25 protein-coding genes and 3 tRNA genes are annotated in these 23,724 nt (G+C 70.0%); 16 read left to right on the forward strand and 12 right to left on the reverse strand.

Going from position 1 to position 23,724, the window contains the following annotated elements:
* Window positions 1-97 precede the first annotated feature (97 nt).
* Window positions 98-1,195 (forward strand): alanine dehydrogenase, encoded by a 1,098-nt coding sequence (gene ald, locus QE381_RS10580; protein ID WP_307217982.1) that lies wholly within the window; start codon window positions 98-100, stop codon window positions 1,193-1,195.
* Window positions 1,196-1,223: 28 nt separating this feature from the next.
* On the opposite strand, the gene QE381_RS10585 is transcribed toward ald, so the two are convergent.
* Entirely contained in the window at window positions 1,224-1,709 is a 486-nt protein-coding gene (locus QE381_RS10585; protein ID WP_307217984.1) for a molybdenum cofactor biosynthesis protein MoaE, read from the reverse strand.
* A gap of 190 nt (window positions 1,710-1,899) precedes the next feature.
* Here QE381_RS10585 and QE381_RS10590 point away from each other — a divergent pair, with 190 nt between their 5' ends.
* Together QE381_RS10590 and QE381_RS10595 are read left to right on the forward strand one after the other, a co-directional pair.
* Window positions 1,900-2,583, forward strand: a complete 684-nt coding sequence (locus QE381_RS10590; protein WP_307217986.1) for an HAD hydrolase-like protein — start codon at window positions 1,900-1,902, stop codon at window positions 2,581-2,583.
* 21 nt (window positions 2,584-2,604) lie between these two features.
* Complete coding sequence (locus QE381_RS10595; RefSeq protein ID WP_307217987.1) at window positions 2,605-4,674, forward strand: bifunctional lysylphosphatidylglycerol flippase/synthetase MprF; 2,070 nt, start codon at window positions 2,605-2,607, stop codon at window positions 4,672-4,674.
* Window positions 4,675-4,733: 59 nt separating this feature from the next.
* Here the strand turns inward: QE381_RS10595 and QE381_RS10600 are convergent, their stop codons facing one another.
* Entirely contained in the window at window positions 4,734-4,940 is a 207-nt protein-coding gene (locus QE381_RS10600; RefSeq protein WP_307217989.1) for a cold-shock protein, read from the reverse strand.
* Between the two features lie 593 nt (window positions 4,941-5,533).
* Between QE381_RS10600 and QE381_RS10605 the strand changes: the two genes are divergently transcribed.
* Together QE381_RS10605 and QE381_RS10610 are read left to right on the forward strand one after the other, a co-directional pair.
* Window positions 5,534-6,187, forward strand: coding sequence for an HNH endonuclease family protein (locus QE381_RS10605; RefSeq protein WP_307217991.1), 654 nt, complete (start codon window positions 5,534-5,536; stop codon window positions 6,185-6,187).
* 43 nt (window positions 6,188-6,230) lie between these two features.
* Window positions 6,231-6,839 (forward strand): helix-turn-helix domain-containing protein, encoded by a 609-nt coding sequence (locus QE381_RS10610; RefSeq protein ID WP_307217993.1) that lies wholly within the window; start codon window positions 6,231-6,233, stop codon window positions 6,837-6,839.
* An 86-nt stretch (window positions 6,840-6,925) separates the two neighbouring features.
* Here QE381_RS10610 and QE381_RS10615 read toward each other — a convergent pair whose 3' ends face one another.
* Window positions 6,926-7,534 carry a hypothetical protein gene (locus QE381_RS10615; RefSeq protein WP_307217995.1) on the reverse strand — a complete coding sequence of 203 codons (609 nt, stop codon included), beginning with the start codon at window positions 7,532-7,534 and terminating at the stop codon, window positions 6,926-6,928.
* A 292-nt stretch (window positions 7,535-7,826) separates the two neighbouring features.
* Between QE381_RS10615 and QE381_RS10620 the strand changes: the two genes are divergently transcribed.
* Entirely contained in the window at window positions 7,827-9,299 is a 1,473-nt protein-coding gene (locus QE381_RS10620; RefSeq protein ID WP_307217997.1) for a sigma-70 family RNA polymerase sigma factor, read from the forward strand.
* A 76-nt stretch (window positions 9,300-9,375) separates the two neighbouring features.
* Here QE381_RS10620 and QE381_RS10625 read toward each other — a convergent pair.
* Window positions 9,376-9,459 (reverse strand) — tRNA-Leu (locus QE381_RS10625).
* 152 nt (window positions 9,460-9,611) lie between these two features.
* Between QE381_RS10625 and QE381_RS10630 the strand changes: the two genes are divergently transcribed.
* The 7 genes from QE381_RS10630 (at window position 9,612) to pknB (ending at window position 18,464) form a co-directional block, all read left to right on the forward strand.
* Window positions 9,612-10,358 (forward strand): DUF3662 and FHA domain-containing protein, encoded by a 747-nt coding sequence (locus QE381_RS10630; protein ID WP_307217998.1) that lies wholly within the window; start codon window positions 9,612-9,614, stop codon window positions 10,356-10,358.
* A complete protein-coding gene (locus QE381_RS10635) occupies window positions 10,355-10,894 on the forward strand; it encodes an FHA domain-containing protein (RefSeq protein WP_307217999.1) in 540 nt (179 codons plus the stop codon). Before QE381_RS10630 ends, QE381_RS10635 begins: the two co-directional genes overlap by 4 nt.
* 11 nt (window positions 10,895-10,905) lie before the next feature.
* Complete coding sequence (locus QE381_RS10640) at window positions 10,906-12,141, forward strand: Stp1/IreP family PP2C-type Ser/Thr phosphatase (RefSeq protein WP_307218001.1); 1,236 nt, start codon at window positions 10,906-10,908, stop codon at window positions 12,139-12,141.
* Complete coding sequence (locus QE381_RS10645; RefSeq protein ID WP_307218003.1) at window positions 12,138-13,520, forward strand: FtsW/RodA/SpoVE family cell cycle protein; 1,383 nt, start codon at window positions 12,138-12,140, stop codon at window positions 13,518-13,520. Before QE381_RS10640 ends, QE381_RS10645 begins: the two co-directional genes overlap by 4 nt.
* Window positions 13,517-14,977, forward strand: a complete 1,461-nt coding sequence (locus QE381_RS10650; protein ID WP_307218005.1) for a penicillin-binding protein 2 — start codon at window positions 13,517-13,519, stop codon at window positions 14,975-14,977. Before QE381_RS10645 ends, QE381_RS10650 begins: the two co-directional genes overlap by 4 nt.
* Window positions 14,974-16,689 (forward strand): protein kinase, encoded by a 1,716-nt coding sequence (locus QE381_RS10655; protein WP_307218007.1) that lies wholly within the window; start codon window positions 14,974-14,976, stop codon window positions 16,687-16,689. The genes QE381_RS10650 and QE381_RS10655 overlap by 4 nt, the downstream gene beginning before the upstream one ends.
* Window positions 16,690-16,757: 68 nt before the next feature.
* Complete coding sequence (gene pknB / locus QE381_RS10660; RefSeq protein ID WP_307218009.1) at window positions 16,758-18,464, forward strand: Stk1 family PASTA domain-containing Ser/Thr kinase; 1,707 nt, start codon at window positions 16,758-16,760, stop codon at window positions 18,462-18,464.
* On the opposite strand, the gene QE381_RS10665 is transcribed toward pknB, so the two are convergent.
* Genes QE381_RS10665 through QE381_RS10675 form a run of 3 tightly spaced genes read right to left on the reverse strand, consistent with a single transcriptional unit; the run spans window position 18,439 to window position 20,047 of the window.
* Window positions 18,439-19,107 (reverse strand): aminodeoxychorismate/anthranilate synthase component II, encoded by a 669-nt coding sequence (locus QE381_RS10665; RefSeq protein WP_373426933.1) that lies wholly within the window; start codon window positions 19,105-19,107, stop codon window positions 18,439-18,441. The genes pknB and QE381_RS10665 overlap by 26 nt on opposite strands.
* Window positions 19,104-19,259, reverse strand: a complete 156-nt coding sequence (locus tag QE381_RS10670; RefSeq protein WP_307218011.1) for a hypothetical protein — start codon at window positions 19,257-19,259, stop codon at window positions 19,104-19,106. Before QE381_RS10670 ends, QE381_RS10665 begins: the two co-directional genes overlap by 4 nt.
* Window positions 19,259-20,047 carry a class E sortase gene (locus QE381_RS10675; protein WP_307218013.1) on the reverse strand — a complete coding sequence of 263 codons (789 nt, stop codon included), beginning with the start codon at window positions 20,045-20,047 and terminating at the stop codon, window positions 19,259-19,261. Before QE381_RS10675 ends, QE381_RS10670 begins: the two co-directional genes overlap by 1 nt.
* Window positions 20,048-20,100: 53 nt before the next feature.
* Between QE381_RS10675 and QE381_RS10680 the strand changes: the two genes are divergently transcribed.
* On the forward strand, window positions 20,101-20,331 hold the full coding sequence (locus QE381_RS10680) for a cell division protein CrgA (RefSeq protein WP_307218015.1): 231 nt from the start codon (window positions 20,101-20,103) through the stop codon (window positions 20,329-20,331).
* Between the two features lie 56 nt (window positions 20,332-20,387).
* Here the strand turns inward: QE381_RS10680 and QE381_RS10685 are convergent, their stop codons facing one another.
* Together QE381_RS10685 and QE381_RS10690 are read right to left on the reverse strand one after the other, a co-directional pair.
* Entirely contained in the window at window positions 20,388-21,263 is an 876-nt protein-coding gene (locus tag QE381_RS10685; RefSeq protein WP_307218017.1) for a rhomboid family intramembrane serine protease, read from the reverse strand.
* A 13-nt stretch (window positions 21,264-21,276) separates the two neighbouring features.
* Window positions 21,277-21,834: a peptidylprolyl isomerase gene (locus tag QE381_RS10690; RefSeq protein WP_307218019.1), complete on the reverse strand. Its 558-nt coding sequence runs from the start codon at window positions 21,832-21,834 to the stop codon at window positions 21,277-21,279.
* A gap of 100 nt (window positions 21,835-21,934) precedes the next feature.
* Between QE381_RS10690 and QE381_RS10695 the strand changes: the two genes are divergently transcribed.
* Both QE381_RS10695 and QE381_RS10700 read left to right on the forward strand, forming a co-directional pair.
* Window positions 21,935-22,519, forward strand: a complete 585-nt coding sequence (locus QE381_RS10695) for a DNA helicase (RefSeq protein ID WP_307218020.1) — start codon at window positions 21,935-21,937, stop codon at window positions 22,517-22,519.
* Window positions 22,516-22,995: an aminoacyl-tRNA deacylase gene (locus QE381_RS10700; RefSeq protein WP_307218022.1), complete on the forward strand. Its 480-nt coding sequence runs from the start codon at window positions 22,516-22,518 to the stop codon at window positions 22,993-22,995. The genes QE381_RS10695 and QE381_RS10700 overlap by 4 nt, the downstream gene beginning before the upstream one ends.
* On the opposite strand, the gene QE381_RS10705 is transcribed toward QE381_RS10700, so the two are convergent.
* The 3 genes from QE381_RS10705 to QE381_RS10715 all read right to left on the reverse strand — a co-directional run bounded on the left by QE381_RS10705 (window position 22,976) and on the right by QE381_RS10715 (window position 23,662).
* On the reverse strand, window positions 22,976-23,437 hold the full coding sequence (locus tag QE381_RS10705) for an NUDIX hydrolase (protein ID WP_307218024.1): 462 nt from the start codon (window positions 23,435-23,437) through the stop codon (window positions 22,976-22,978). The genes QE381_RS10700 and QE381_RS10705 overlap by 20 nt on opposite strands.
* A 66-nt stretch (window positions 23,438-23,503) precedes the next feature.
* Window positions 23,504-23,576: transfer RNA gene (locus QE381_RS10710), tRNA-Ala, on the reverse strand.
* Window positions 23,577-23,588: 12 nt separating this feature from the next.
* Window positions 23,589-23,662, reverse strand: a tRNA-Ile gene (locus tag QE381_RS10715).
* Window positions 23,663-23,724: the final 62 nt, after the last annotated feature.

Below are 23,724 nucleotides of genomic sequence, written 5' to 3' on the forward strand. Positions count from 1 at the left end.
ATCGCTGTAACGAAGAATCTGTCACTGTTAGCCCGCTCCAGCGCGAGAGTTGCCGAGAGCGCGCACGGAACACCATCGCCCGGAGGAGGACAGTCACATGAGGATCGGCATTCCGACCGAGATCAAGAACAACGAGAAGCGCGTCGCCATCACGCCGGCGGGCGTCGACGCGCTCGCGTCGCGCGGACACCGCGTGCTCATCCAGGCGGGGGCAGGCGAGGGCTCCCGCATCGACGACTCCGACTACGCCGCCGCGGGGGCGACGATCGCGTCGGATGCCGCGGACGTCTGGGGGGAGGCGGATCTCGTGGTCAAGGTCAAAGAGCCGATCGCCCCGGAGTACGGCTACCTGCGCGAGAACCTCACGCTGTTCACCTATCTGCACCTCGCGGCCGATCGCCCCCTCACCGACGCACTCCTGGCCGCCGGGACGACGGCCGTCGCCTACGAGACCGTGCAGCTGGGCGACCGGTCGCTCCCGCTGCTCACGCCGATGAGCGAGGTCGCAGGACGTCTGTCGATCACGGTCGGCTCGCACACCCTCATGAGCGCCCACGGGGGCCGGGGAACGCTTCTCGGCGGGGTGCCTGGCACTCCGCGCGCCGACGTCGTCGTGATCGGCGGCGGCGTCGCGGGCGAGCACGCGGCCGCGAACGCCCTCGGGCTCGGCGCTCGGGTCACCGTGCTGGATGTGAGCCTCCCCCGGCTGCGCGAGCTGGAGCACCGCTACGGCGGCGCGCTCCAGACGCGCCACTCGACCCGTTATGCGGTCGCCGAGGCGGTCGCGCAGGCCGACCTGGTGATCGGGTCGGTCCTCATCCCCGGCGCAGCCGCACCCAAGCTGGTCACGGACGAGATGGTCGCGGGGATGAAGCCCGGCTCGGTGCTCGTGGACATCGCGATCGACCAGGGCGGATGCTTCGAGGGCTCGCACCCCACGACCCACGACGCCCCCACCTTCGCCGTCCACGACTCGCTCTACTACTGCGTCGCGAACATGCCGGGCGCCGTCCCGGCGACCTCGACGCAAGCGCTCACCAACGCGACGCTGCCCTATGTCCTGGCAGTGGCGGACGCCGGATGGGACACCGCCGCCTCGCGCGACGCCGCGTTGGCCAAGGGGCTCAACGTCCGTTCGGGCGTTGTCACCAACCCCGGGGTCGCCGCGGCATTCCCCGACGCGCCCACCGACTGAGCCGCACGGCGACGCAGCCCGGCAGCCCTCATCCGCCGAGGCCCTGCCAGGTCGCGGTGCCATCGGACTGGATCTGCCGTTTCCAGATCGGCAGATCGGTCTTGATCGACTCGATGAGCGTTCGGCAGACATCGAACGCAGCGGCGCGGTGGGCGGCACCCACCGCGATGACGACGGCGAGATCCCCCACCGCGAGCCGCCCCACCCGATGGCTCACCGCGACCAGTACCCCGGTGTCTCCCGCTGCGTGCACGGCCAGTCGGGCAAGCACCTCCTCTGCGTCGGGGTGCGCGGAGTACTCGAGCATCGTGACGGCGCCCGCAGCATCCGGATCGTGGTCCCGAACCCGCCCGACGAACGTCACCACCGCACCGATCGAAGGCTCCTCGACATGGCGGAGGTGAGCGTCGATGTCGAGCGGTCCATGACTGATGACGGCGAGACGGGGCACCGGGATCGGTTCGCTGTCTTCCTCGAGGTCTGCCACGTCGTGCGAGCCCCTTCCCTGTGCCATGGGTGATCTGTTTCACAACCGCACGGCCAGGCTGCCCGGCGGCGCACGCCGCCGTCATCGGCCGAGTGCACAAGGAACGGAGAGCACGTTCGTCGGACGGGCGGCGCACGGACACCGTGCGAGAGCCGTCGTCGCGTGGCTCGGCACGGGCCGCCGAGCCACCGGCTGGTCCGCCCACTAGCGTGGAGGGGTGACTCAGCGCTCTCCGTTCTCGTGCATCCTGTGGGATGTCGACGGCACACTCGTCGACGCCTCCGACGGGATCCTCCGCCGGCTCAGCGTGACCCTCACGCACTTCGGGCTCCCGGCACCCACCCGTGCGGAGCTGGTGCACTGGATCGGACCGCCCCTGTACGAGTCGTTCCAGCATCACGCCGGCATGACGCCCGAGGGCGCCGCGGACGCCGTCACCTTCTACCGGGCGCTCGGCAAGGCCGATGGGTACACGACCGACGTGAAGCTCTACCCCGGCGTGGCCGAGCTGATCGCCGACCTCGACGCGGCAGGCGTCCCGCAGGGGACCGCCAGCTCGAAGCCCGAGGTCCAGGTCGCGGCGCTCATGGCGCACTTCGGACTGGCCGAGCACCTCGCGGCCATCACGGGCGCAACCCCCGACGAGAAGACTCTCGCGAACAAGGCCGACATCGTCGCCGAGGCGCTGCGACGGATGCAGGCGGCCGGCGCGGACGTCTCCCGGCCGGTCCTGATCGGCGACCGTCACCACGACGTCGACGGCGGGACCGCCAACGGAGTGCCAGTCATCTTCGTGCGGTGGGGCTTCAGCTGGCCGCACGAGGCCGACGGCGCGCAGGCGGCCGTCGACGACGTCGCACAGCTGCGGGCTCTCCTGCTCCTGACCGACGACCCGTCCTGAGCCGTCGCTAGGGTGTCGTTCATGACGGATGCCGCCCGCCCCCGCCGGAGCCCGCTCGCGCTGACGCGACGCATCCCCGCGACCCTCACCATCGTCGCGGCCTTCCTCCTGGTCGGTGCGCTCACGGCCGCGCTCTGGCGTCCCTTCGCCGGGGGAGATCTGTGGCACGCCCTCGCCTACGGACTGCCTGCGCTTGAGGAGGGGCGCTGGTGGACGCCCGTGACGGGTACCTTCTTCGCCTCGCAGCCGTGGATCTATCCGGTCGTGATCGCGGGATTCTGGGGCATGGCCTACCTCGAGCTCCGACGCGGCTGGAAGGTCGCCCTCGCGTACTTCGCAGGCGGTCAGCTGTTCTCCGTGCTCGGGGCGGCCCTCCTGATCTGGCTGCTCGCGGCCACGGGCTGGCCGTGGGCGGTGACCCAGGCGTCGATGCTCGACGTCGGCCCCTCCGGAGGCGTCATGGCCTGCATCGCGGCGGCCATCGCCCTCTTCGTCCAGCCCTGGCGGGTCCGTGCGTGGATCGTGCTGCTCGCGTTCGTCTTCGTCACGATGGTGTTCTGGGGCAGCATCGACGACGTCGAGCACATCCTCGCGGTGCTGCTCGTCCTGTTCGTCGACCGTTCCCTGCGCATCCAGCGCACGACGCTGCGGGAGCAGCGACTCATCGCCTTCGTCTCGCTGTCCGTGTTCGCGGTGATGGAGATCATCGTGCTGCTGGTCTCCACGCAGGGCCCGTTCGGATCCTCCGGCCCGGCCGAGGGGTGGTCGTGGGACGTCGCGCTCGACGTCGCCGTGATCGTCGCGCTCGCCAACGGCCTGCGCCGCGGACGCCGGTGGGCATGGGTGCTGGCGATCATCCTCGCTGCCCTGAACATCGCTCTCGCCGCGGTCCTCGCGCTCGCGGTCGCGGTCTTCGGCTTCGCGGACACCGACGCCACCTTCGAGGGCGGCGTGACCCTGGCGCTGGCGACGGGCGTGCTCTGGGTGCTGCTGCTCTTCTACCTCGTCTGGGTGCGCAAGGCCTTCCGAGCACACCGCAAGGCGGACATCGGGCACCCGCCCGCACCGGATGCGGCCGAGGCACGCGCGATGCTGCACGCGCACGGCGGCGGCACGCTGTCGTGGATGACCACGTGGGACGGCATGCACTACGCCCGCGTGGGATCGGGCATCGTCGCATACCAGCGGCGCGTCGGCGTCGCGCTCGCCCTCGCCGACCCGCTCGGCCCGGAGGCGGAGCGGGCCCACGCGGTCGCGGAGTTCGTGGCGGACGCCGAGCGCTCGGGTCTCGTCCCCTGCTTCTTCAGCGCGAGCGAGGCGACGCGCGCGGCCGTCCCCGACGACTGGCGGAGCCTCATCGTCGCGGACGACACGATCGTCGATCTGCCGGGCCTGGAGTTCACCGGGAAGGCATGGGGCAGCATCCGGACCTCCCTCAATCGCGCGGAGCGCGAGGGGATGTCGTTCCGTCTGACCCACCTGCGCGACGAGAGCTGGGGCGTGCGTGCCCAGCTCCACGCGATCTCCGACAGCTGGGTCGGGGACAAAGGGCTGCCGGAGATGGGTTTCACGCTGGGGACCCTGACGGAGGCGAAGGATCCGGAGGTGCGGCTCGCGCTGGCCGTCGCCCCCAACGGCGATGTCGACGGATTCCTCTCGTGGCTGCCGATCTACGGCGCAGAGGGAACGATCCACGGCTGGACGCTCGACCTCATGCGGCGTCGCGAGGGCGGCTTCGGGCCCGTCATGGAGTACCTCATCGGCTCGTCGGCCAAGACGTTCTCCGACGAGGGTGCCCACATCATGTCGCTGTCGGGCGCGCCCCTCGCCCACGACTACCCGGAAGGCGCCGGGATCATCGCCGACCTGAGCTCACGACTCGCCGACTCGCTCGAGCCCCTCTACGGGTTCCAGTCGCTGCACCGGTTCAAGCAGAAGTTCCATCCGCGGTTCGAGACGATGTACCTGCTCTATCGCGACGAGAGCGACCTCACCCGCATCGGCCTCGCTCTCACGCGGGCCTTCCTGCCCACCGCGACCGTGGGGCAGCTCGCCGGCGCGGGCCTCGAGATCGTTCGCGGCGGCTCCTGACGACGGATGGGAAAAGGGCCGGGAGCGATGCCCCCGGCCCTTTTCTTCTCAGACGCCTTTTACAGCGCGCGGATGTTCGCCGCCTGCAGGCCCTTGGGGCCCTGCTCGACGTCGAACTCGACGCGCTGGTTCTCCTCGAGAGAGCGGTAGCCGTTGCCGCTGATCGCGCTGAAGTGCGCGAAGACGTCGGCGCCGCCCTCATCCGGAGCGATGAAGCCGAAGCCCTTCTCCGAGTTGAACCACTTGACCGTACCTGTCGTGCTCATGCAATGCCGTTCTGTACCAGCCGGCACCCACTGCACCGGTGTTTGATCTCCCACCGTAGCCGTCCGGAGCCGATAGCACACGTATGGTGACATAAACGTTGCACGCCCGACGGCGGACGTTAACCGGGGAGGCGCGTTAACCATTCGACGCCCGGGCCGAGCAGACGCTCATAGGCCCGGGCGTCGACGGATCCCCCCGGATATGTCACGCCGGGCGTGACAGCGAACACTCTACTGGCTGTCGGAGCGAAACGCGACGTCTCTTGACCCGCACTCAATAGGCGGGGGCGGGCGGATCGCCTCGAAGAGAAGGCCCCCTCCAGCGCTGGGGGGAGCGGGAGGGGGCCGGAAAACGATCCGCCACGCGGGGGAACGGGTGGATGCGTCACGGACAACGATACGCCTCTGTGGACCGGGGTCACGCGGGTCCCGTCCGACGCATACCCAACACTCAGCTTCGGCCGCGGGCGTGGCGCGCTCGGCGCACGCCGAGCGCCTCCCTAGGCTGACTCGGGAAGATGGAAGAGGCAGGCGAGGGGTTGCACGGTGCGTCGAGCATCGCGCACGCGACCCGGGGTCGACGCCGGTCCGCCATGTCACTGCTGGCCGCGATGCTTCTGGCCACGGCCGTGTTCTGCGCCGGCCTCCTCGCGATCCCGAGGGGAGGGGAGGCGCACGGAGCCCCGACCGCGCTCAGCGCGCTCGGGGCGCTCGAGATCAAAGGGCGGGCTCCGCAGACGGGCTACGAGCGCGCCGAGTTCGGCGAGCGCTGGCGGGACCTCGACCGGAACGGGTGCGACACACGCAACGACATCCTCGCTCGCGATCTGAGCGACGTCGTCCGCTCCGGCTCCTGCACCGTCGCCTCCGGCACGCTGCACGATCCCTACACGGGCGCCGATATCGCCTTCGTCCGAGGCCAGGGCACCTCGGACCGCGTGCAGATCGACCACGTGGTGGCGCTGTCGGACGCGTGGCAGACCGGCGCGCAGCGCCTCACCCCCGCGCGACGAGCCGAGTTCGCGAACGATCCGCTCAACCTGCTCGCCGTCAGCGGTGCGGCCAACGGACAGAAGCGCGACGGCGATGCGGCGACCTGGCTGCCTGCCGACAAGGGCTTCCGCTGCGCGTACGTCGCGCGGCAGATCGCCGTCAAGACGACCTACCTCCTGTGGGTGACGCCGGCGGAGCACGACGCCATGGCGCGCGTCCTGGAGACCTGCCCCGCACAGCCACTCCCGGGATGACCAGATGTGGTGCCCGGCGAGAGACGTCTCGTAGGGTTTGACGGTGGAGGCGCGCGATGCGGACGGACGGTTCGCCCGTGGTGATGCCCGTCGTGGGCAGATCATCCGGGCGGCTCTGAGGGAGTTCGGCCGCAAGGGCTATGACGCGACACGCATCGCCGACATCGCGGCAGCGGCCGGCGTCACGGATGCCGGCGTCCTGCACCACTTCTCGTCGAAGCGCGAGCTCTTCCTCGCCGTCGCAGAGCATCGTGAGGCGGTCCAGTACGGCGCGGTGGCAATTCCGCCCGCGACCTTCCGCGAGTTCCTCGATGCGACGCTCGAGATGGTGAGGCGCTCGGTAGAGGACCCCGATCTGGTGCGCTTCCGTGTCATGCTCAGCGCCGCCTACCGTGCGGAGGGCAGCCCCGTGTCGGGCCGAGACACGTTTCTCCTGAGCGCGGCGCTGGACTGGTTGCGCCCGACCATCGCGCGCGCGATCGACGCCGGCGAGCTCGCGTCGTGGGTCGACCCGGAACAGCTGACGCTCGAGGTCATCGCCCTGAACGACGGCATCCGGAACCAGTGGGCCGCCCTCCCCGACCGCGTCGACTACCCGCGCGTGCTCGCCGCGGCCTATGACGGGCTGTACGAGCGGGCTCGGGCCCGCTGAGCGCCAAGCCCGCATGGACGCACGCCCGCGGCGGGCACCACGGGCTCCCGTCTCCACGAGGGCACGGCGTCCGACGACGGGCCCGGTCATGAGTTCTCCGCGGTGAAGTGGAACTGCACCGTCGTGGTCGCCTCCTGCCACCGGTTGTCGACGCTCTCGGGGAGTCCGATCTCGACATCCAGCACGACCTGCGCGTCCGCGGCCAAAGGCATGGGCCAGGTGTAGGTCTCCAGCGCGTGCGCCGGCACCCGATCGAGGAGCCGCTCGCCGCCCTCGCTCACCGTGAAGACCGCCTGATCGAACAGCTCGCGGTAGCGGCCCGTCGCAGGGTCGGTCGCCAAGCCGCGCGGACTCGGGTCACGGATCGTCAGGGAGAGGAGCGCAGGAAGCCGCTGGCTGCTGTTGTGGACGGCGATGCGCAGCGCGAGCGATCCTCCCGGAGCGAGCGCCGTGCCGGCGTCGAGCGCGACCTCGTACGCGTCAGGGCTTCCCTGATCCCAGCTCTCGTCGGTCGGCTCCCAGCCGGGCTCCGTGCTCCCGGCGACCCGGATGTCGAATCCGTTGCGGTCCGCGTCCAGCTCGACGTACACGTCGGCGTAGTCGACGACGGCTGCGACCGTCGCGAGAGCGCCGACGGCGAGGAGCCCGCCCGACGCGAGCGCCAGCCGGCTGATCCCCTGCCGACTGCGGTGCATGGTGGACTCCCCTCCCTGTGAGGACGACCGCGGCGGCGTCGGTCACCGCCCCGATCCGCGACCGAGCGCGGACCTCGTCATGGTGTGAGAGTCATCCCGCGGCGCTCCGTCACATCGTTCGGCGAAGTTTCCGCGCAAGGCCCCTTCGGAGAAAACCTAGTAGCGTCTCAGTAATACAACTGAGCGACGACAAGGTTTTATCGGGGACCGCTGCCCAGCCGTCGCGAGACGACGGCTCCTTCCGCGCCCGATCCGCCGAGCGACGGGGCCGCTACCGGAAGGACCCTCCTCCGTGGCAGAGGAACCCCACGAGCTCGTCCGACGCGTCGCCGAGCTGTATCCCCGTGTCGCTCCGGAGCTCGCCCGGTACGCCCGCCGTCTCGGCGTCGCGCCGAGCGATGTCGACGACCTCGTCGCCGACGCCTTCCATCGCGTCCTGTCGATGCCTCCGGAGCGGGCGGCCGACGTGGTCGATCTCCGGCCCTATCTGTTCGCCGTGACGCGCAACCTCGCGATGCGGGTGCTCCGATCCCGTCAGCAGGAGACGGTGGCGCCGAACGAGCACCTCGATCTCCCGGTCGCGATCTCGGATGCGGTGAGCGCGGAGGAGACCGTGGCGCTCGCCCGCCGGGCCTTCGACGCGCTCACCGAGCTCGACCGGCGCGTGATCTGGCTCATGACGGTGGAGGATCGCAGCGCGAGCGAGGTGGGCGCTTTGCTCGGGATGAGTCCGACGAACGTCACCACGAGGGCGCAGCGTGCGCGCGAACGCCTGCGGACGAACTACCTCACCGCGTTCCTCGCACAGAGCTCGGTCTCCTGCGGGATCCCGGTGGAGCTGATCGCGAAGCACGTCACGGGGACCATCGGCCGACGTGAGGAGAAGAGGTTCCGGCTCCACGCGCTCGAGTGCCGCGACTGCGTCGTGCTCGTGGGGCGCGCGCGGGAGGAGATGCGCAGCGGATCGCTGCTCGGAATCCTCGTCATCGGGGGCATCGCCCTGGGGTACCCGGTGTGGTCTCCGCCGCATCCGGCCGCCGCGGCGGAGGAACGCACCGCGAAGACCTCCGCCGCCCGCAGAACGCTCGTCTCGGCGTCCGGGGTGCTCGCCCTGACCGCGCTCCTCAGCTCGGCACTGATCGACACCGCGCCGCCGGGCGACTCGGGAACCGTTCTCGACGCGATCGAGCCGGACGCACCGCGCGACGACGCGCACATGATCGAGGCCGAGCCTGCCCGCGTGCACCTGCAGATGCCCGCCCCGGGCGAGCGGGCGGGCTGGAGCTCCCGCGTTCGCAACACCTCCGGCGCGACGGTCGGGATCGCGCTCGTCCTGGGCGACGTCAGCGCAGATCCTGCGCTCGCACACGACCTGGCCGCGTCGATCCGCGTGGACGGCGTTCCCACCGTGCCCACGACCACCCTCGGCGCGATCACGGGGCACGTGATCTACCTCGGCACCGTCCCGAAGGGAGCGGCCGTCGATGTCGAGGGGGTGCTGGACCGCGCACGATCCAGCACCGCACGGGACGGGGGGATGGCGTTGACGGCACGGTTCATCGCCTCGGCGTCACCGGAGATGCTCACTGCCGACGGCGACGGCGCGGCCGGTCCCCTCATCGACATCCGCACCTGGAACCTGGCCGAGACGGGGAGCCCGCCGACGTGGCCGCTGCTCCTGGGCGGCACGACGGTCGCGCTCGTCGGCGCCGTGCTCACCATCCGGGCACGAGCGGGTTCGCGTCGAGAGCGACGGAGGGTCTGACGTCGGGCGGCGGCACCACCGGAAACGAATCGACCCCCGCCCGGTGAATCCCGGGTCGGGGGTCGATTCTGCGCTGTGCGCGAGGGGGGAGTTGAACCCCCACGCCCTTTCGGGCACTGGCACCTGAAGCCAGCGCGTCTGCCTATTCCGCCACTCGCGCGAGCCGCCTGATCCAAGGACTCGGCGAAACTCAACTTCCCGAGGATATCACGCCTGATCCGCCCGCCCGCACGCCGCACCGCGGGCATGGGTCGCACATTCAGGGTGTGCAACTACGATGGTCCCACCCGTTCTGCCTGCCGGAGGAGTCGTGTGGGACTACTTGACAGCTTCGAGAGAGGTCTGGAGCGCGCCGTCAACGGCGCGTTCGCCAAGACCTTCCGCAGCGGGATCCAACCGGTCGAGATCGCGTCGGCACTCCGCAGCGAGCTCGACACGAATGCCGCGGTGGTCACGCGAGACCGCATCCTGGTGCCGAACACCCTCACGGTGCACCTGTCACCGGGCGACCTCGAGCGCATGCGTGGGCTCGGATCGCAGCTGAACGCGGAGCTCGACGCGCTCGTGCAGAAGCACGCGCGCACGCAGCGGTACTCCTTCGCCGGCCCCCTCTCGATCCGACTCGTGGACGACCCGAAGCTCTCGACGGGCCAGCTCCGGGTGAGCTCGCAGTCGGCGGGAGCCGGGCGGGTCTCGTGGCAGGCCGTCCTCGACATCGGCGGGCGCCGACACCCGGTCACGGGCTCGCGCACCGTGATCGGCCGGGGGAGCGACGCGGACATCACGATCCCGGACGCCGGAACCAGCCGTCGGCACGTCGAGATCCTCTGGGACGGCGAGCGCGCCATGGTCCGCGACCTCGGCTCCACGAACGGCACCAAGCTCAACGGCCGCAAGGTCTCGGAAGCACCGCTGCCGCCCGACTCGACCGTCACGATCGGCCGCACCGACATCGTGTTCCGCGTCGTCGCGCAGGCCGCTCCCGGGCCCCGGAGCGAAGACGTGACCCGCGCCTTCTCCGTCCGCGAGGCATCCCAGTGGCAGGATCCGTTCGCATGAGCCAGCTGACCCTCCTCCTGCTCCAGATCGGCTTCCTGGTGCTGCTCTGGTTCTTCGTGTTCGCCGTCGTCTACGCACTGCGCGCCGACGTCTTCGGGGTCCGCGCCCGCAAGCTCCCCGAGGCCGCGGCCTCGGCTCCGGCCATCACGACGCCGCCGACCGCGTCGCCCGGTGCGCCGACGGCGCCCGTGAGCGCAGCCCCGCGGGCCAAGAAGGCCGCGAAGGGCGGCAAGGCGACGACGGAGAACGCGCACCGCATCGTCATCACCAGCGGGCCCAAGGCAGGGCTCGAGCTGCCGCTGGGCACCGAGCCGCTCACGATCGGCCGATCGAGCGAGTCGGGTCTCGTGATCCGCGACGACTACACCTCGAGCCATCATGCGCGGCTGATGCTGTGGGGCGAGCAGTGGATGCTGCAGGACCTGGACTCGACCAACGGCACGTGGCACAACGGCGTGCGCGTGAGCGCCCCGGTGCCGATCCTGCTCGGCGCGCCCATCAAGGTGGGCGCGACGACCTTCGAGCTGCAGGACTGACGGCGCATCCGATGGTCTTCCAGGGCTCGAGCGCTGCGCTCTCGCACACCGGCAAGGTGCGCTCGAACAATCAGGACTCCGGCTACGCCGGGTCCAACCTGTTCGTCGTCGCCGACGGCATGGGAGGCCACGCGGGCGGGGATGTCGCCTCCGGCCTCGCAATCGCGCGGCTCGCGGACCTGGACCGCCCGTTCGTCTCGACGACCGAGGCCGAGCACGCGCTGCAGCAGGCGATCACCGAGACGGCCGGCGACATCATCGACACGGTCCGCACCCGACCCGAGCTCGCCGGAATGGGAACGACCGTCAGCGCCCTGCTCATGGTCGACGACTACGCCGTCATCGCCCACATCGGCGACTCCCGCATCTACCTGTTCCGCGACGGCGCGCTGACCCAGATCACGACCGACCACACCTTCGTGCAGCGGCTGGTCGACTCGGGCCGGATCACACCGGAGGAGGCTCGCTACCACCCGCGGCGATCGGTGCTCATGCGCGTGCTCGGCGACATGGACCCCGATCCCGAGGTCGACACGTTCATCATGCCGACCCAGCCGGGCGACAGGTGGCTGCTCTGCTCCGACGGCCTCTCCGGCGTGATCGACGACACCCACACCGCGAAGGCGCTCGCTGCCGGCAACGCCCCCGCCCGCACGGCCGATCACCTGTTGAAGCAGGCGCTGGATGCCGGAGCGCCCGACAACGTGACGATCGTCATCGTGGACGTGGGCGGCCACCATCCCGTCTTCTCCGGCACCCCCGCCATCGTGGGGTCGGCCTCGAACCCCTCGGGCATCGAGGTCCCCGCCGCACGGTCCGGCCGGTCGTCGTGGCTGCATCCGGGGCGTCAGGCGGCGAACGAGCCGACCCACTTCGAGCCCGCGCCCGAGTTCCTCGAGGAGCTCATCGAGGAGGACAGGCGGCGCGCCAGACGGCGCCGTGTCGCCTGGTTCGTCGGGTTCGCCCTCGTGCTCGCCGCGATCGCCGGGGCACTGGCGGTCGGCTACAACTGGACCCAGACCCGCTACTACGTCGGTGCCGACGACGACTCCGTCGTGATCTACCGCGGGGTCCAGCAGAGCATCGGCCCGATCTCGCTGTCGACGCCGTACCAGGACACGGGCATCCTCCTCGCCGACCTCGCGCCGTTCGATCGGACCGCCGTCGAGGGGACGATCTCGGCGCGCTCGCTGGCCGATGCCGAGGCGATCGTGGACCGCCTCACTCGCGAGAGGAGCAGCGGATGACCCAGACCCCGCCCGCCGTCAGCACCGACACGGCGGTCATGCGCGCGCTCAAGCGCATCCGCGTGCCGCAGAAGCTCCGCAACCGCGAGCTGACGATGCTCCTGTTCGCCCTCGTCGTGAGCGGCGCGGCCGTGGCGCTCGTCCAGGTCGGTGTGCTGGGGACGATCGACCCGAGCTTCCTGTACTACTGCGGGGTGCTGGCGGCGCTCGCCCTGGCGCTGCACGTCGTGCTGCGCTTCGTCGCGCGCGACGCCGACCCGTTCGTCCTCCCGATCGGCACGGTCCTCACCGGCCTCGGCCTCGCCATGATCTACCGCATCGACATCGGCGACGGACTCCAGGGATGGGATGCGGCATCCACCCGTCAGCTCGCGTGGGCCGGCATCGCCTATGCGCTGGCCATCGCGGTCGTGCTCGGGTTGCGCAACTACCGCGTGCTGTTCCGCTACACGTACGTCTCCGGCTTCATCGGCGTCGCGCTGCTGCTCCTGCCCCTCGTGCCCGGTCTCGGGACGGACGCGAACGCGGACGTCTGGGTCTCGCTCGGGTTCTTCTCCTTCCAGCCGGGCGAGCTCGCGAAGATCGCGCTGGCGATCTTCTTCGCCGGCTACCTGGTGCGCACCCGCGAGAGCCTCACCTCCGTCGGCACCCGCTTCCTCGGGATGACGTGGCCGCGCGCCCGTGAGCTCGGACCGATGCTGGTCATCTGGCTCATCTCGCTCGGCATCATCGTCGTGCAGCGCGATCTCGGCACCGGTCTGCTGATCTTCGGCATGTTCATCGCGATGCTGTACGTCGCGACGGGCAAGACGAGCTGGGTCCTTCTCGGAGTCGTGCTCGCCGGCGCGGGAGCGTTCGCCGCGTCGCGGGCGCTGCCCTACGTCGGCGAGCGGTTCACGAACTGGCTCGACGCGTTCAACCCCGACCTCATGGACAACAGCAGCTACCAGCTCGTCCAGGGCATCTTCGGCCTCGCCCACGGCGGGATCATCGGAACCGGGCTCGGCCAGGGCCGGCCCGGGCTGACGCCGCTGTCGCAGAGCGACTACATCTTCCCGAGCCTCGGCGAGGAGCTGGGACTCATCGGCGTCTTCGCGATCCTGTGCCTGTACATGGTGTTCACCAGCCGCGGCATCCGGATCGGGGTCGCAGGACAGGACGACTTCGGCAAGCTGCTGGCGACGGGGATGGCGTTCACGATCGCCCTGCAGGTGTTCATCATGGTCGGCGGCGTCACCCGCGTCATCCCCCTCACCGGTCTCACGACGCCCTTCCTCGCGGCGGGCGGATCCTCGCTCGTGGCGAACTGGATCATCGTGGCGATCCTCCTGCGCATCTCCGACGCCGTGCGCAACCAGCCGCGGGCGGTGATCGGATGACCAAGCAGCTGCGACGCCTCAGCGTCCTCATGCTCGCGATGTTCCTCGTGCTGTTCGGATCGACGAGCATCATCCAGGTCGTGCAGGCGAACTCCCTCGCCGCCAACGCCGAGAACAAGCGGGCGATCTACGACTCCTACAAGGTCCAGCGCGGATCGATCATCGCCAGCGGGACGGCGATCGCGACATCCGTCCCCTCGGACGACGTCTACAGCTGGCAGCGGGTGTACACCGACGCGCCGATGTGGGCGCCGGTGACGGGGTACATCAACTCGGTGCTGGGCTCGGCGACGGGGATCGAGCAGGCGGAGAACCAGGCGCTGTCGGGAACGGGCGGATCGCAGTTCCTCTCCCGGGTCGAGCAGATCTTCACAGGCCAGTCCCCGCAGGGCTCGAACGTCGTGCTGACCCTCGACGCGAAGGTGCAGAAGGCGGCCTACGACGCCCTCGGCAGCCTGCAGGGCGCCGTCATCGCGATCCAGCCCTCGACGGGTCGGATCCTCGCGATGGTGACGAGCCCGAGCTTCGACACCAACCTGCTCGCCTCGCACGACACGGCAGCCGTCAACACCACCTACGACCAGCTCACGGCGGCTGCGAACCAGCCCATGGCCAACCGGGCGATCGCCGGCAACCTCAACCCGCCGGGCTCCACCTTCAAGCTCGTGACCGTCTCGGCCGCCCTCGCCTCGGGCAAGTACACGCCGCAGTCGACGTTCCCGAATCCGGCGTCCTACACGCTGCCGGGAACGACGACCAGCATCAGCAACGCCGGCGGCGGGACCTGCGGCGGCGGGGATGTCGTGACGATCGCCGATGCGCTGCGCCTCTCGTGCAACATCCCCATGGCGGAGCTCGCGGTGCAGCTGGGTCACGAGGCGATCAAGGCCGAAGCCGAGAAGTACGGTTTCAACACCTCGTTCAACACGCCGCTGGCATCGACGCCGTCGAGCTACCCCCGCACCATCGTCGACGACGCGCAGACGGCGCTCAGCGGTTTCGGGCAGGGGCAGGTGATCGCGACCCCGCTGCAGATGGCGATGGTGTCGGCGGGCATCGCGAACGGGGGCGTGGTCATGAACCCGCAGATGGTCGACCAGGTGATCGGTCCCGACCTGTCGGTGCAGCAGCCCTTCACCGCGTCGACCTTCGGGACCTCGCTCGACGCGAGCCTGAATGCACAGCTCGTGCAGATGATGGTGGCCAACGTCGATAACGGCGCCGCCTCGAATGCAAGAATAGACGGGGTCCAGGTCGCGGGTAAGACCGGTACGGCCGAGAACGGCGACACCAAGCCGTACTCGCTGTGGTTCACCGGGTTCGCTCCCGCAAACGATCCTCAGGTCGCCGTAGCGGTCGTCGTCGAGGATGGCGGCGGACAAGGACAGTCGGGTAGCGGCAACACCATCGCCTCTCCCATAGCGAAAAAGGTCATGGAGGCGGTGCTGGGCAAATGAGACCGACCCAGGGTGCGACGTTCGGCGGACGCTACGAGCTCGAATCGCGGATTGCGATCGGCGGGATGGGCGAGGTGTGGGAGGCGACCGACCACGTCATCGGCCGCACCGTCGCCATCAAGATCCTCAAAGACGAATACATGGGCGACCCGGGGTTCCTCGAGCGCTTCCGCGCCGAGGCGCGGCACGCGGCCCTGGTGAACCACGAGGGGATCGCCAGCGTCTTCGACTACGGCGAGGAGAACGGCTCGGCGTTCCTCGTGATGGAGCTGGTCCCGGGCGAAGCGCTGTCCACGATCATCGAGCGCGAGGGATCGCTGTCGACCGACAAGACCCTCGACGTCGTCGCGCAGACCGCGTCCGCGCTCCAGGCCGCCCACGCCGCCGGCCTCGTCCACCGCGACATCAAGCCGGGAAACCTGCTCATCACCCCCGACGGACGTGTGAAGATCACGGACTTCGGCATCGCGCGCATCGCCGACCAGGTGCCGTTGACGGCCACGGGACAGGTCATGGGCACCGTCCAGTACCTCTCGCCGGAGCAGGCGTCGGGCCATCCCGCGACGCCGTCGACCGACATCTACTCGCTCGGCATCGTCGCGTACGAGTGCCTGGCGGGCAAGCGTCCGTTCACGGGCGAGTCGCAGGTCGCGATCGCGATGGCGCAGATCAACGAGCAGCCGCCGCCTCTGCCCCCGACCGTCGCGGAGCCGGTTCAGAACCTCGTCATGGCGATGATCGCGAAGAAGCCGGAGGATCGGCCGGCATCCGCAGCCGCCGTCTCGCGCGCAGCGATCGCGCTGCGACGTGGCGACGTGGCGGCCGCGGCCGCCGCCGTGCCGGCCATCGCCGCCGGCCTGTCCGCCGATGACGCGACCCAGCTGCTCGGCGTGAGCGACACCTCCACGGCGACCCAGCTGCTGCCCGGCGCCGGCGTGGCCGCCGCCGCGGCGGCGCCCGAGAGACGAAAGCGCAGCCCCTGGACCTGGCCGCTGGTGGCGCTCATCGTCATCCTTCTGGTCGTGCTCGGAGGAACGATCTGGGCTCTCTTCGGCGGCCGCGACTCGGACGCGCAGCCGCCCGCGACGACGAACACCTCGAACGTGCCGACGCAGCCCACGACCCCGTCGACGAGCCCGACGTCGGCGCGCGTCAACGTCGGTTCGCTCAACCTCGTGGGTCAGACCTGCGACGAGGCGACCAAGACCGTCACCGCAGCGGGCCTGGCGTCCACCTGCAACCCGGGCGACGAGGCGACGAGCGCAGACCAGATCGGCAAGATCTACAGCGTGAGCCCGCAGGGCAACGTCGACAGGGGAACGGTTCTCACGCTGACGTACTACGGCGCGCAGTCCGCCCTTCCGACTCCGGCCGTGGCAACGCTCCCCTCGTCGGCCCGCGCGGGCAGCACGATCCAGGTGACCTGGAACGGCTACCAGGGATGCCCCTCGGGCAGCGGCACGGTCAAGGGCTACACCTTCACGGCCACCAACGCGACGTTCGCCTCGACCGGTCAGTCCACGGCGACCTTCGGTGCCAACGACCGCAGCGCCCAGCTGCTCGTCGCGGAGAACCCCGGTCAGTCGGTCGTGATCACCTACACCGTCACCTGCACCGGCAACTCCGGCGACCGCACCTCGGGCTCGTCGGACCCCGCCTCGGCCATGATCACGTCCGGGTCCACCCCGACCCCGACCCCGACGTCGACCTGACAGCGTCGCCCCAGGGTCGGGGGAGCGGCGTCGGTTAGGCTGGGGGACGTTTCACCCAGGGAGTCACAGTGATCGATGCGGCGCGCGTGCTCGCCGGCCGGTACCGGGTCGATGAGCTCATCGGCCGCGGCGGGATGGCGAGCGTCTACCGCGGTTACGACACGACCCTCGGCCGCGACGTCGCCCTGAAGCTGCTCAAGCGCGAGCTCGCGGACGATGCGACGTTCCGCACGCGCTTCCGCCTCGAGGCGCAGGCCGCGTCGCGCATGGCGCACCCGGCCGTTGTCCGCGTCTTCGACGCGGGCGAGGATGTCGAGACCGCGCCCGACGGCACGGATCACCCCGTCCCCTACATCGTGATGGAGCTCGTCGAGGGCACCCTCCTGAAGGACCTCGTCGCCGACGGGCCGCTTCCCGCGGCGGATGCGGTCCGCTACGTGGACGGCATCCTCGAAGCCCTGGAGTACTCGCACCGCGCCGGCGTCGTGCACCGCGACATCAAGCCCGGCAACGTCATGGTGACCGCCGCGGGCCAGGTCAAGGTGATGGACTTCGGCATCGCGCGCGCCGTGTCGGACTCCTCCTCGACGGTCGCGGAGACGACCGCGATCCTCGGCACGGCCGCGTACTTCTCGCCAGAGCAGGCCAAGGGCGAGCCGGTCGACGGCCGCGCCGATCTCTACTCGACGGGCGTCGTCCTCTACGAGCTGCTCACCGGCCGACAGCCGTTCCGCGGGGACACCCCGGTGGCGGTCGCCTACCAGCACGTGAGCGAGGCGCCGGTTCCCCCCTCGGAGCTGGTTCCCGAGCTGCCGAAGGGCCTCGACCCGGTCGTGCTGCGCGCGCTCGCGAAGGATCCGTTCCAGCGGTACCAGGACGCCGCATCGTTCCGGTCCGCGCTCGAGACGGCGCTCACCGGCAAAGCACCCACGAAGCGCCAGCTCGGCGCGCTCACGAACGAGCTCTACGGCCCGAACCCCCGTCAGGCCGCTGAGACGGCACGCACCCTCCGTCAGCTCTCGACCGACTCCACCATGAAGCGCACGCAGCCGGGACCGCCGGCGGCGTGGATCTGGGCGGGGGTGGCCGTTCTCGCCGTCCTGCTGGTCTCGGTGCTGTTCTGGGTCATGTCGATCCGCACCGGCAACGAGGTCGCCTCCGCCGCCCGCACGGTTCCCGATGTGACCAGCATGACCTACGACCGCGCGGTCGCGCTGCTGCAGCAGCAGGGTCTGTCGGCCGAGCGTCAGGACGTCACGGACGACCAGATCGCCGTCGGGAACGTCGTGCGCACGGATCCCGGCGCAGGGACGAGTGTGACAGCCGGCCAGCAGGTCAGCGTGTACGTGTCGAGCGGCAAGCGCACGGTGGCGGTGCCCACGCTCGTCGGGATCAGCCAGCAGAACGCGCAGGACGCGCTGACCAAGGCGGGTCTCACGGTCGGCACGATCACCCCGGTGAACGATCCGCAGCTGGCGGCCGGTTCGGTCATGTCGGCCGAGGTCGCCGGAAGCCCGGTGGAGACGGGCGAGGCCCTGCCCCTCGGCACGGCGATCAACCTGCGGGTCGCGAGCGGCAAGGTGGTGCTGGCCGACGTCACCGGATACACGGTCGATGCCGCGACCCGTCAGCTCCAGTCGATCGGCCTCACCGTGACGACGGCAGAGGATCCGCAGTGCAAGGCGACGCCGACGCCGACCGTGAAGGTCATGTCCCTCGCGCCGGGCGAGGTGCCGATCCACTCCGAGATCACGCTGACGGTGTGCTCGGGCTGACCCGTCCGCGGTGGGGCGAGAGCTCCGCACCGCGGACGGCGGCGTCCGTGTCGCCGAGCTCGCTCAGCCAGTTCCCGAGCAGCCGGTACCCGTGATCGGTCAGCACGCTCTCCGGGTGGAACTGCACGCCCGCGATGGGCAGCGACACGTGCGAGACCGCCATGATCGTGCCGGCCTCGCTGCGCGCGGTCACCCTCAGCTGCGCGGGCAGGTCGGTGTCCACGGCGGCGAGCGAGTGATAGCGCCCCACCGTGAACGGCGAGGGGATGCCGCGGAACAGCGCGGAGTCGTCGTGCGAGGTCTCGGAGGTCATGCCGTGCATGAGCTCCGGCGCGCGAGCGACGGTGCCGCCGAACGCGACCGTGATGGCCTGATGTCCGAGACAGACGCCCAGCAGCGGCCTGCGGTGCGCCGCTGCCGCGCGCACGACGGCGACCGAGGCACCCGCGTGCTCGGGCGAGCCGGGCCCGGGGGAGACCACGACACCGTCGTACTCCGCGATCGCCGAGGATGCGGCATCCGGGTCGATCTCGTCCGCCTCCACGATGTCGACGCGGGCGCCGAGCTCCGTGAGATAGCCGACCAGGGTGTGGACGAAGCTGTCGTGGTTGTCGACCATGAGCACCCGGACGGGAGCGCTCACTGGACGGTGACCTCTTGCGGGTTGACGTAGGTGGAGATCCAGGGGAAGACGTAGAAGAACAGCCCGTACAGTGCCGCGAGGACGAGGACGAGGAGGATCAGCACGCGCACCCACCAGGGCCCGGGCAGGACTCGCCACAGCGCCGCGTACATCAGGACACGCCCTGGGTCAGCGCGGCGGGCGCACCCGCGGCACGCGGCGTGAACGAGTCGAACACGCTGTAGGCGACGATCCGTTCCGTCATGGAGTACATGGGGCTGCAACTGGTCATGGTCAAGTAGCTCCCGTTGGCCTGGACTCCCGGCTGCCGCGGCACGGGGAGCAGCACATCGACCGCGTCAGGGGTCACGTACTCCAGCGTGCGGAAGCGGTAGGTGTACCAGCCGTCGGCGGTCTCGATGACGATCGCGTCACCCACGTGGAGATTGGCGATCTGGTTGAACGGTGCCGAGAAGGTCGTGCGGTGCGCCGCGAACGACACGTTTCCGACGCTCCCCGGCATCGGCGTGCCGTCGTAGTGCCCGACGCCGATGGGGTCGAGCGTGGTCGGCCGGGTCACGCCGCCGGCGATCTGGCGGACGTAGTCCCCCCCGAAACGCGGGACGTAGAGGTTGCCGAAGACCTGGCCCTCGGCCGCCTCGGCCAGCACGGGAACGACCGGCGCCGCACTCGCGGAGGGGCTCGCGCTCGGGTCCGGGCTCGGGGACGCCGCCTGTGACGCCTCGTACTGCTGCTGCCACTGCTCCGACAGGCTCCGCGCCTCGGCCGCGCGCTCGACGCCGTAGATCACGTCGCCGATCCACAGCTGCCAGGCGACGTAGAGCAGCGCGACGATCCCGAACGTGATGAGGAGCTCTCCGACGACCCCGACGACACTCACGCGGCGGCGGCGTCTGCCCGCGCGCGAACGCCGCGTCTCGGGCGCAAGAGTGTCGGTCACACCCGGATTGTACCCAGCGTGGGTAGGAGCCACTCCCAGGTAGGATGAGGGCCATGGCGCGCGTGGACAAGGACGAGGACCAGACCGGCACGGGCGAGCCCGCCCCCAACCCCGTGTGGTTCAAGCCGATCATGATCGGTCTCATGCTGATCGGGCTCGTCTGGGTCCTGGTCTTCTACCTCAGCAACACCGCGCTCCCGATCCCCGACATCGGCGCGTGGAACCTCGTGATCGGCTTCGGCATCGCCTTCGTGGGGTTCCTGATGACGACGCGCTGGCGCTGAGAATTACACCCGTGTAAGTCATCCCCATGTGTGGATGAACCTGTGGATAACTTCCGCTACCCGTAGATGACCGGCGGGAGGAGCAGAAGCAGGAGCAGGACGATGCCGAGCCCCGCGAGCAGGCCGATCTGCAGCGCGCGCTGATCGCGACGACGCGTCCTCGCCAGCACGAGGCCGACGAGCGCGCCGGTCACCAGGCCGCCGACATGGGCCTGCCAGGAGATCCCCATGCCGGGAACGAAGCCGATCGCGAGGTTGATCCCGACGACGATGAGGATGCCGGCGAGGTTGGCGCCGAGGTGACGCGCGATGATCACGAGCGCCCCGAACAGCCCGAAGATCGCGCCGGAGGCACCGACCACGGCAGACGAGGGAGCCAGCAGCGCGACACCCACCGAGCCGCCGATCGCGCTCAGCAGGTACAGCGCCAGGAAACGGCCCCGGCCCAGGAGGGGCTCGAGGATCCGCCCGATCATCCACAGTGAGAGCATGTTCAGCCCCACGTGCCAGAACGACGAGTGCGCGAAGGCGGACGTCAACAGCCGCCACGGCTCGAAGACACCGGTGATCTGGGGGTACAGGTAGCCGGCGCTGAACAGGAGCCACTGCCCGACCTGCGGACCGAGCACGAGCTGCAGCACGTAGACGCCGAAGCAGATCGCGATGACCGTGTAGGTGACGACCGGCTGACCCGAGGAGACGGCCGCCACCGGCGCCGAGCGTGACCAGCGCCGCTCGGCACGCCGCTGGGCGGGCGTCTGCTCGCGCCGCTGCTCCGCCATGCACTCGGGGCAGATGACCCCGACCGCCGCCGGCGTCTGGCATTCGGGGCAGATCGTGCGCAGGCATCGCTGGCACAGCACGAAGCTCTGCCGGTCGGGATGGCGGTAGCAGTAGTTCTCGCGGTTCCGCGTGAACTCCGGAGTGGTCACGGATGCGGCGGCGTCAGGCGGCCGCGATGTCGATCGACGAGATGACGACGGGCTCGACCGGCCGGTCACCGGCACCCGTCGGCACCGCGGCGATCTCGTCGACGACCGCGCGGGACGCGTCGTCCGCGACCTCGCCGAAGATCGTGTGCTTGCCCTGCAGCCACGGTGTCGGGTCGGTCGTGATGAAGAACTGCGAGCCGTTGGTGCCCTGCACAGCGCCCGTGATGGCATTGCGACGCAGGCCTGCGTTGGCCATGGCGAGCAGGTACGGCTGCTGGAAGGTGAGCTCCGGGTGGATCTCGTCGTCGAAGTTGTAGCCCGGGCCGCCGGTGCCCTGCCCGAGCGGGTCGCCGCCCTGGATCATGAACCCGGGGATGATGCGGTGGAAGATCACGTCGGTGTACAGCGGGCCCTCTCCGGGCTTTCCTGTCGCGGGGTCCGTCCACTCGCCTGTGCCATCGGCGAGACCGATGAAGTTCTTCACGGTGCGGGGCGCCTGGTCCCCGAAGAGGTTGACGAGGATGTCGCCGTGGTTGGTGTGGATCGTCGCGGTGGCGGAGGGTGTGACCATGGCTACATTGTCGCAGAGTTCATAGCAAGCCCGGCTGTGGGACGCCCGTCGCTCTGGCAAGATGGGCAGAACGACACACCCATCGATAGGGGGAAGCATCGTGAGCCTCAGCCGTAAGCGCAAGAAGGAGCTGCGCAAGCTCCAGAACCACGCGAACAAGCTCTGGGAGTCACAGCAGGTCCTGGTCGGCGAGGCGGCTGACGTCGCTCGCGAGGCCGGACGCCAGCTCGGGAACTTCAACCGCGAGCAGTTCGTGCCCGCTGTGCAGGACGGATACCACCGCTACGCGGAGCCCTACGTCTCGCGCGGGCTCTCGGCGGGTCGCCGCGTGCTGACGGATGGCGTCATCCCCGCGACGGGCGCCGTGGTCGGGGGCGCGCTCTCGGTATGGGACGCCGCCAACGACACCCGGTCGCGCATCGCATCCGGGCGCGGCTTCGCGCTGCCCGACTCCGCAGCCCTCCAGAAGAAGGCGGCGAAGTACGGCAAGAAGACCTCGAAGAAGCTCTCCGCTCGCCTGGCGGCGCTCGAGCCGAAGAAGAAGGGCATCGGCGCCGGCGGCGTCATCGCTCTCATCCTCGGAGGTCTGGCGGCCGCGGGCGTCGCCTATGCGGCCTGGCAGACCCTGCGCGCCGACGACGAGCTCTGGGTCGCGGACGACCCGCTGCGCGCCCCCGACGCGTGAGCACGGAGGATCCGACGGAGCGGGTGCGGCATGCCGCATCCGCTCTCGGTCTTCCGGTCGAGTTCCGTGAACGGGGCGCGGCATCGAGCCTGGCGGAGGCGGCGGCGCTGCTGGGCGTCACCCCCGCCGACATCGTCAAGACGCTCGTCGTCAAGCGCAGCGACGGCACCTATCTGTTCGCGCTGGTTCCCGGGGACCGCGAGATCGAATGGCCGAAGCTGCGCGCCGTCGTCGGCGTCAACAAGCTTCGTCTCCCGGATGCGGCGGATGCCCTCGCGGCCACCGGGTACGAGCGGGGCACGATCGTGCCGCTGGGCGCGACGACGGCATGGCCCGTGTTCGCGGACGAGCGGATCCGCGGCCGCCGGGTGGCCATGGGCGCGGGAGCCCACGGCTACAGCGTGTTCGTCGAGGCCGACGCCCTCCTCTCGGCGCTCGAGGCCACGGTGGCCGATATCAGCCGCGCGGCCGACTGAGGCTCGGGTTCTTCTTCCGGTCGAGCAGGCCGGCCCAGGACAACGCGATGTCGACCAGTTTCACGCGCCGCAGGGTCCGCACCTCCGACAGGGAGAACCACCGCGCCTCGTCGGTCGAGCCGTCCACCTCGTCACGCAGCACCCCACCGCTCACCTTCGCGCGGTAGACGATGCGCAGCGTGTGCAGGGGATCGTCGCTGGGAGCGATGCGCCGATTGGCCGGGATCACACGGGAGTGGATGCCGAGCAGCTCACCGACGACGGCGTGGTAGCCGGTCTCCTCCCGGATCTCACGGCGCACGGCATGCACGGGCTCCTCACCGGGTTCGAGCCCACCGCCCGGAAGGGTCCAGGCGCGATGACGCCCCTCGTTCCAGTGCGCCATGAGCAGCCGCCCGGTCTCGTCCGTGATGATGGCGTACGCCGCGACACGCATGTCCATGCCCGTCACCCTATCGATTACGGCAACCGAGCGAGCCAGCGGATCCGTCCCGCCGCGAGGAAGATGTGGAGCCTAGGAGATTCGAACTCCTGACATCCTGCTTGCAAAGCAGGCGCTCTACCAACTGAGCTAAGGCCCCCAGAGGGGAGAGTGGGGCTACCAGGACTTGAACCTGGGACCTCTTCATTATCAGTGAAGCGCTCTAACCGCCTGAGCTATAGCCCCGCTGCGCCGGTTTCCACCGGCAACCTCCAAGACTTTACCCGATTCGGCGCGGTAACCGAAAT

It is taken from the genome of Microbacterium sp. SORGH_AS_0888 (assembly GCF_030818905.1).
Lineage (GTDB): Bacteria > Actinomycetota > Actinomycetes > Actinomycetales > Microbacteriaceae > Microbacterium.